Below are 5,547 nucleotides of genomic sequence, written 5' to 3'. Positions count from 1 at the left end.
CGCCGGCGGGCACAGCATCGTCGACCCCGCCCCGAAGTACGGGCTCGCCGTCGTGGGCGCGGTCGACCGCGACGCGATCCTGCGCAAGGGCGGCGGCCGGGCCGGCGACCTGCTGGTGCTGACCAAGCCGATCGGGCTCGGCGTCGTGGGTACCGCGGTCAAGCGCGGTCAAGCCGACCCGGGACTGGTGAAGGCCGCCGTGGAGGTCATGACCCGGCTCAACGCCGACGCCGCTGCCGTCGCGCGAACCTTCGGGCTGCGCGGCGGCACGGACGTCACCGGCTTCGGCCTGATCGGGCACCTGCACGAGATGGGCCGGGCGGGTGGGGTCGCCGCTCAGCTGGACGCCGGGTCGGTGCCGGTGCTGCCCGGCGTGGCCGAGCTGGTCGCCGCCGGCTGCGGCCCGGACGGCAGCCGCCGCACGCTCGCGAACGCGCTGGACCGCGGCTGGTTCGACCCCGGCGGCCTCGACGCGGACCGGCAACTGCTCCTGGCCGACGCCCAGACCTCCGGCGGGTTGCTGCTCGCGGTCCCCGCCGACGAGGCCGACGACCTGGTCGCGCAGCTGCACGAACGCGGCGACGAGGCCGCCGGCGTGGTGGGCCGGCTCGTCGACGGAGACCCGGGGACCGTGACCGCCGAGGAGAGCCCATGACCACGCGGACCGCACTCGCCTGTGTGACCGGGCGTTTCCAGCCGGTCCATGAGCAGCACCTGGAGCTGTTCGAGATCGCGCTGCGCGACGCCGACCAGCTGATCGTCGCGATCACCAACCCGGATCACGGAGCCCGGCACGAGGAGCCGACCTCCGCCCACCGGCACCGCGACTCGGCCAATCCCTTCAACTACTTCGAGCGGGTCCGGCTGTTGACCGCGGCCCTGACCGATCGGGGGATCGCCGCAGAGACGACGATCGTGCCGTTCGACCTCACCCGCCCGCAGCACTGGCCCGAGTACGTGCCCCTGCACGCCCGGCACCTCGTCCGGGCCTACAGCGACTGGGAACGGCACAAGGCCGAGCTGCTGGCCGACGCCGGATACCCCGTCACGGTGCTCGACGGCGACCCCGTCCAGCGCCTCTCCGCCACGGAGATCCGGAGCCGGATCGAGCACGGCGAGCAGTGGGAGGACCTGGTGCCCGCCTCGGTGATCCCGGTGCTGCAGTCGCTCCTCCCGAAGGTCACCGGTTCGTGGGCGGGAGGCGAGCGATGATCCCGGCCGGACACGGCGAGACCCAGCCCCGCCTCGACGACGACCGCCTCCCCATCGTGCTCGTCGTCCTCGACGGGCTCGGGGACCGGCCGATCCCCGAGCTCGGCGACCGCACACCCGCCGAGGCCGCGCACACGCCGAACCTCGACGCGCTCGCCCGCCGCGGTGCGAGCGGCTGGCATCTGCCGTTCGGCTGGGGCCGCGCCCCGACCTCCGAGCTCGCGCACTGGGCCATGTTCGGGTTCGCCGACGTCCCGTTCCCCGGGCGCGCCGTGCTCGAAGCCTTCGGCGCGGGCCTTCAGGTGGACGCGGACACCGCGGTCACCCACGCCGCCCTGCGCACCTCGTCCCGCGAGGGCGACCGGCTGTGGATCACCGGCCGCGCCGGACGATCCGACGACGGCGACGCGGCCGCGCTGCTGGCCGAGCTCGACCCGGTGCTGGCCCGCCTCGGGGTAGGCCTGCAGGCCCTCGGCGGACGCGGCGAGGCCCTGCTCACCGCACCCGGCCACCCCCACGCGGACGTGACCGACACCGATCCGTTCTTCGAGACCTTCCACCCCTGGTTGCGGCCGGTTCCGACCAGCCCGGACGGGGCGGCGTTCGCGGAGACCCTGTCCGGAGCCCTGCACGCCGCCCGGGCGCACCTCACCGGCAGCGAGGTCAACGCCGGCCGGCGCCGCCGCGGGCTACCTGCGCTCGACGTCCTGACCACCAAGTGGTCGGGCGTGCGCGGGGACATCCCGACCTTCGTCGAGCAGATCGGCGTCGCGGGAGCCGCGGTCACGAGCACGCGCCTCTACCGCGGGCTCGCCGCGGTACTCGGCATGGGCTCGATCCACCTTCCGCCCGTCGACGACCTGGAGAAGGACCTCGCCGCACGGCTCGACGCGGCCGTGGACCTCGTCGCCGGCGGGGCGCGGTTCGTGCACGTGCACACCAAGGCCACCGACGAGGCCGGGCACACCAAACAGCCGTACGCCAAGCGCGACGTCCTGGAGGAGGTCGACCGCGGCCTGGCCGGCCTGGCCGACCTCGCCGGGCGGGCGATCGTCGCGGTCACCGGCGACCACGCCACCCCGTCCACGCACGGGGTGATGCACGCCGGGGAACCGACCCCGCTGGTCGTCGCGGGCCCGACCGTGCGCGCCGACGAGGTGACCGGGTTCGGCGAGCTGCCCGCGCATCGCGGCTGGTGGGGGCAGGTCCGCGCCCACGAGCTGCTCCCGTTGCTGCTCGGCCAGGCCAATCGGCCGGTCCTCCTCGGTCACCGCATCACCGCACGCCCGGTGATCGCGCTGGCCGACGCGCCCGAGCCGATGTCCCTCCGGCTGCCTCCGCACTCGTCGATACCGTGATACCGTGATACCGTGCCCGCGAATCGCAAGGCCCCGACGAAGAACATGATGCTCCGGCTCGACCCGGAGCTGGCCGAGCGGCTGCAGACGGTCGCAGAGGCCGAGAACCGATCGATCGCCGACGTCGTCCGCGAAGCGATCACCACGCTCGTCGAGCAACGGCGCGGCGACGAGCGGTTCCGGCGGCTCCTCGAGGACAACCTCGCGCGACACGAACGCGCCCTGCGCCTGTTGCAGGACGACGAGTCATGATCCGGTTCGGCGTCGTCGATCTCGTCGTATGTTGTACGGCCTCCTGCACCATCGCCCGCTGCGACGGGGGAACCGCCGCGTCGCGCTGATCGCCACGACCCAGTTCCTCGCCCTCAACGGCTGGCAGCTCGACATCGAACCGCCGCAGGACCTGGCGCGTGTCCTGCTCGCCGCCGACAGCCCGGCGGTGCTGGCCACCTGGATGCGCCAGCGGCTGCACCGCGCCGGTGCCGGACTCCTGCCTCTCACCGAGACCGAACCGTTCCCCATCGCGCATCTGGGCGAGCTGCAGCGCGCCGAGGACGCCGCGATCGATGCGGGCGACTTCCGGCAGGCCGCCATCCTGCGCGCGCAGGAACGGGAACTGCCGGCACCCGACCCCGGCGGCGAGACCGCGCGGCTGCGCCAGGAGGTCGACAGGCTGCGTGCCCTGCTGCAGGACGCGGGAATCGACCCTGAAGCGGGGACGCCGCGAACCGCGTGACCGCCAGGACAGCCTGGCGCGGGGGCCCTGCTTCCGTCAGAGCGGCCTGGTGACCGATCGGCTCCCGCCGATCCACCCCGGCAGGTGCAACATCTTGATGCCGGCCCCGCCGCTGACGATCGGATGCAGGTCGCCCGGTCCCCCGGCGGCCTGCAGCGGGCCCAACCCGGCACGAGCGGTCAGCGCCGTACCTCCCCGGTCGAACAAGTGGCGTTGCACCGTGTCGAGGCTCGCGCCGAACCGGGCCAGGCGGTCCGCGACCTCCGGTGGCAGCACGACGAACTGCTCGCAGGACGTCATCCGCGACGGATCACCCGCCGCGAGCGCGGCTCCGGCGATCAGCTCGGCCACCGGGTCGAGTACATCGGCCGTCGTGCCACCACCTCCGCGGGGAAGCGCCTCTGCCGTGCCGCCGACGGCCAGCACGGTGACCGCTCCTCGGTCGGGCCCGATCCCGCGGCGCTCGGCCAGGCCGGGGAACGGTCCGCCGGGCGGTTCGGGGAGACAGAACGTGTAGCGGCCGGGCTGGCCCGTCGTCGCCATGTCGGTGATGCCGGGCTGCGCTCCGCCGATCCCGGCCAGTGCCAGCGCGACGGCCCGGCCCACGGTCGCGTTGGCCCGGTTACCCGGGCCGAGCGCGTTGGCGCCCGTGTTGAACCCCAGTGCCGTGACCGGCGGACCGTGCACCACGACGGCCACGGCCGCCGTTCCGGTGGTGGTCTGCACGCCGAGCAGGTTGAGCTCCGGTTCCAGGCAGGCCTGCAGCGCGGCGAGGACGATCGGCAGCTCGACGGGACGGCACCCGGCGAGCACGGCGTGGTACGCGGCCGCTGCGGCGGTGAGCTCCCCGAACAGGGGCGGCACCGCGCCGAGCACCTCGTCCGGGTCCGCGACGCCGGTGAGCATCCGCTCGAGTCGGGTCGCCGTGGGCGGCACCACCGGAAGACCGTCGCCGATGCCGTCGGCCAGCAACGCGTCGGTGACGTCGTCGACGGGGGCGCCGTCCGGGACGAGCCGCAGGTCAGCCACCCGGCACGGGTCCCGCAACCCGCTGGGAGCACGCCTCCGTCGACCCGAACGACGGGATCCACGCCGAGTGCTTGCCCGCCCCGCCGGCGACCACCACGTGCAGCTGCTCCGGTCCGGTGCTGACGGTGTAGTGGTCGCCGTCGGGTTCCACTCCCCAGTGGGTGAACTGGCGACGGTTGTTCGGTGAGATCCGCTCGACCGGGATGCGGGCGTGCTCCCACAGCCATCCCCGGATGGCCTCGATGGTCCAGCGGTCGCGGTGCAGCGTGGCCGCGTGCTCCGGACCGAGGACGAGCAGGTGCGGACCGCGGACGTAGACGTTGTTCGAGCCGGACTGCGCCATCGTCCCCGCCACCGTCGTGAGGATCTCCTCGCCGCTGGTGCTGCCGTGGTCGTTGACGTTGTGCGGTGGCTCGGCCGCCATCACCGTGACGACGCTGTCGGCGGCGTCGAAACCGCGCCGGACGTGGTAGGGCGGCCAGGGGCTCTCCTCCTCGTTCTCGGCGAAGCAGAACGTGTACTTGGCGGGTGAGCCATGGGTGGAGCGGTCCATCGTGCCCGGACGGGCACCGCCGACGTTCATCAGCACCAGCGACAGCGCCCGGCCGATCACGGCGTTGGCGCGGGTGCCCTGACCGAAGCAGTTGCCGCGCGCGTTGAGGCCGAGGTGCTGCCGCGCCGGGCCGTTGACCAGCACCATCGGCGCACACGAGTGCGTGGTGGCCAGGCTGCCGTGCAGGTTGTACGCCTCGGTTCCGACGGCGCGCAGGGCCGCGACCACGACCGGCAGGTCGACGGGGCGGCAGCCGGCCATCACCGCGTTGGCCGCGACGGAGCGCAACGTCGGCACCACCCGGCGCGGCGGCAGCGCCCCGAGCGGCGCGGTGTCCGGCGGCAGGCCCGCGAGCATGGCGTCGACGAGCTCCTCCGTCGGCGCGATGGTGGGCAGGCCGTCACCCCAGCCGCGGTCCTCGGCCCAGGTGAACCACTCGGCTGGCCCGAGGTCGGGGATGTCGAGAACCTCGGTCATGGGGTGTCCTCCAGCCCCTCCAGCTCGCGGACCACGCCCTGGTAGGCGACGTCGATCCGTCCGGTGAGCTCGGCCTCGGTGAGCCCGCCCACCGGATGGTCGACGACGATCAGCCTCGGCTCGGCCTTGCGGGCCTTCGCCTGGGCCTGTACAAGCGGCAGGAACGTCCGGGTGACGATCAG

8 protein-coding genes are annotated in these 5,547 nt (G+C 73.8%); 5 read left to right on the top strand and 3 right to left on the bottom strand.

Translation table 11 applies throughout. The features are described from left to right. The 5 genes from selD to JWP64_RS21670 form a co-directional block, all read left to right on the top strand. On the top strand, nt 1-655 hold a 655-nt coding region (selD, locus tag JWP64_RS21690; RefSeq protein WP_297500040.1), incomplete at its 5' end, for a selenide, water dikinase SelD. Then, nucleotides 652-1,212 (top strand): adenylyltransferase/cytidyltransferase family protein, encoded by a 561-nt coding sequence (locus JWP64_RS21685; RefSeq protein WP_297500031.1) that lies wholly within the window; start codon nt 652-654, stop codon nt 1,210-1,212. The genes selD and JWP64_RS21685, both read left to right, overlap by 4 nt. Further along, nucleotides 1,209-2,570, top strand: a complete 1,362-nt coding sequence (locus tag JWP64_RS21680) for an alkaline phosphatase family protein (protein WP_297500028.1) — start codon at nt 1,209-1,211, stop codon at nt 2,568-2,570. The genes JWP64_RS21685 and JWP64_RS21680 overlap by 4 nt, the downstream gene beginning before the upstream one ends. 12 nt (nt 2,571-2,582) lie before the next feature. Then, nucleotides 2,583-2,822 (top strand): ribbon-helix-helix protein, CopG family, encoded by a 240-nt coding sequence (locus tag JWP64_RS21675; RefSeq protein WP_297500026.1) that lies wholly within the window; start codon nt 2,583-2,585, stop codon nt 2,820-2,822. A 28-nt stretch (nt 2,823-2,850) separates the two neighbouring features. Further along, nucleotides 2,851-3,306 carry a hypothetical protein gene (locus tag JWP64_RS21670; RefSeq protein WP_297500023.1) on the top strand — a complete coding sequence of 152 codons (456 nt, stop codon included), beginning with the start codon at nt 2,851-2,853 and terminating at the stop codon, nt 3,304-3,306. A 36-nt stretch (nt 3,307-3,342) separates the two neighbouring features. Here the strand turns inward: JWP64_RS21670 and JWP64_RS21665 are convergent, their stop codons facing one another. The 3 genes from JWP64_RS21665 to JWP64_RS21655 form a co-directional block, all read right to left on the bottom strand. Beyond that, nucleotides 3,343-4,335, bottom strand: a complete 993-nt coding sequence (locus tag JWP64_RS21665; protein ID WP_297500020.1) for a hypothetical protein — start codon at nt 4,333-4,335, stop codon at nt 3,343-3,345. Then, on the bottom strand, nt 4,328-5,365 hold the full coding sequence (locus tag JWP64_RS21660) for a hypothetical protein (protein ID WP_297500017.1): 1,038 nt from the start codon (nt 5,363-5,365) through the stop codon (nt 4,328-4,330). The genes JWP64_RS21665 and JWP64_RS21660 overlap by 8 nt, the downstream gene beginning before the upstream one ends. Continuing rightward, on the bottom strand, nt 5,362-5,547 hold a 186-nt coding region (locus tag JWP64_RS21655; RefSeq protein ID WP_297500014.1), incomplete at its 5' end, for a hypothetical protein. The genes JWP64_RS21655 and JWP64_RS21660, both read right to left, overlap by 4 nt.

The sequence above is a fragment of the Pseudonocardia sp. genome (genome assembly GCF_025465255.1).
In the GTDB taxonomy this organism is placed as follows: domain Bacteria; phylum Actinomycetota; class Actinomycetes; order Mycobacteriales; family Pseudonocardiaceae; genus Pseudonocardia.
The sequence above is the reverse complement of the archived record's forward strand: the minus strand, read 5'-3'. Positions and strand labels throughout refer to the sequence as shown.

What these genes read in the sequence shown, in the direction of transcription:
- JWP64_RS21670 (WP_297500023.1), top strand. Translation starts at nt 2,851, where the DNA reads ATGTTGTACGGCCTCCTGCACCATCGCCCGCTGCGACGGGGGAACCGC.
- JWP64_RS21685 (WP_297500031.1), top strand. Translation starts at nt 652, where the DNA reads ATGACCACGCGGACCGCACTCGCCTGTGTGACCGGGCGTTTCCAGCCG.
- JWP64_RS21680 (WP_297500028.1), top strand. Translation starts at nt 1,209, where the DNA reads ATGATCCCGGCCGGACACGGCGAGACCCAGCCCCGCCTCGACGACGAC.
- JWP64_RS21660 (WP_297500017.1), bottom strand. Translation starts at nt 5,365, where the DNA reads ATGACCGAGGTTCTCGACATCCCCGACCTCGGGCCAGCCGAGTGGTTC.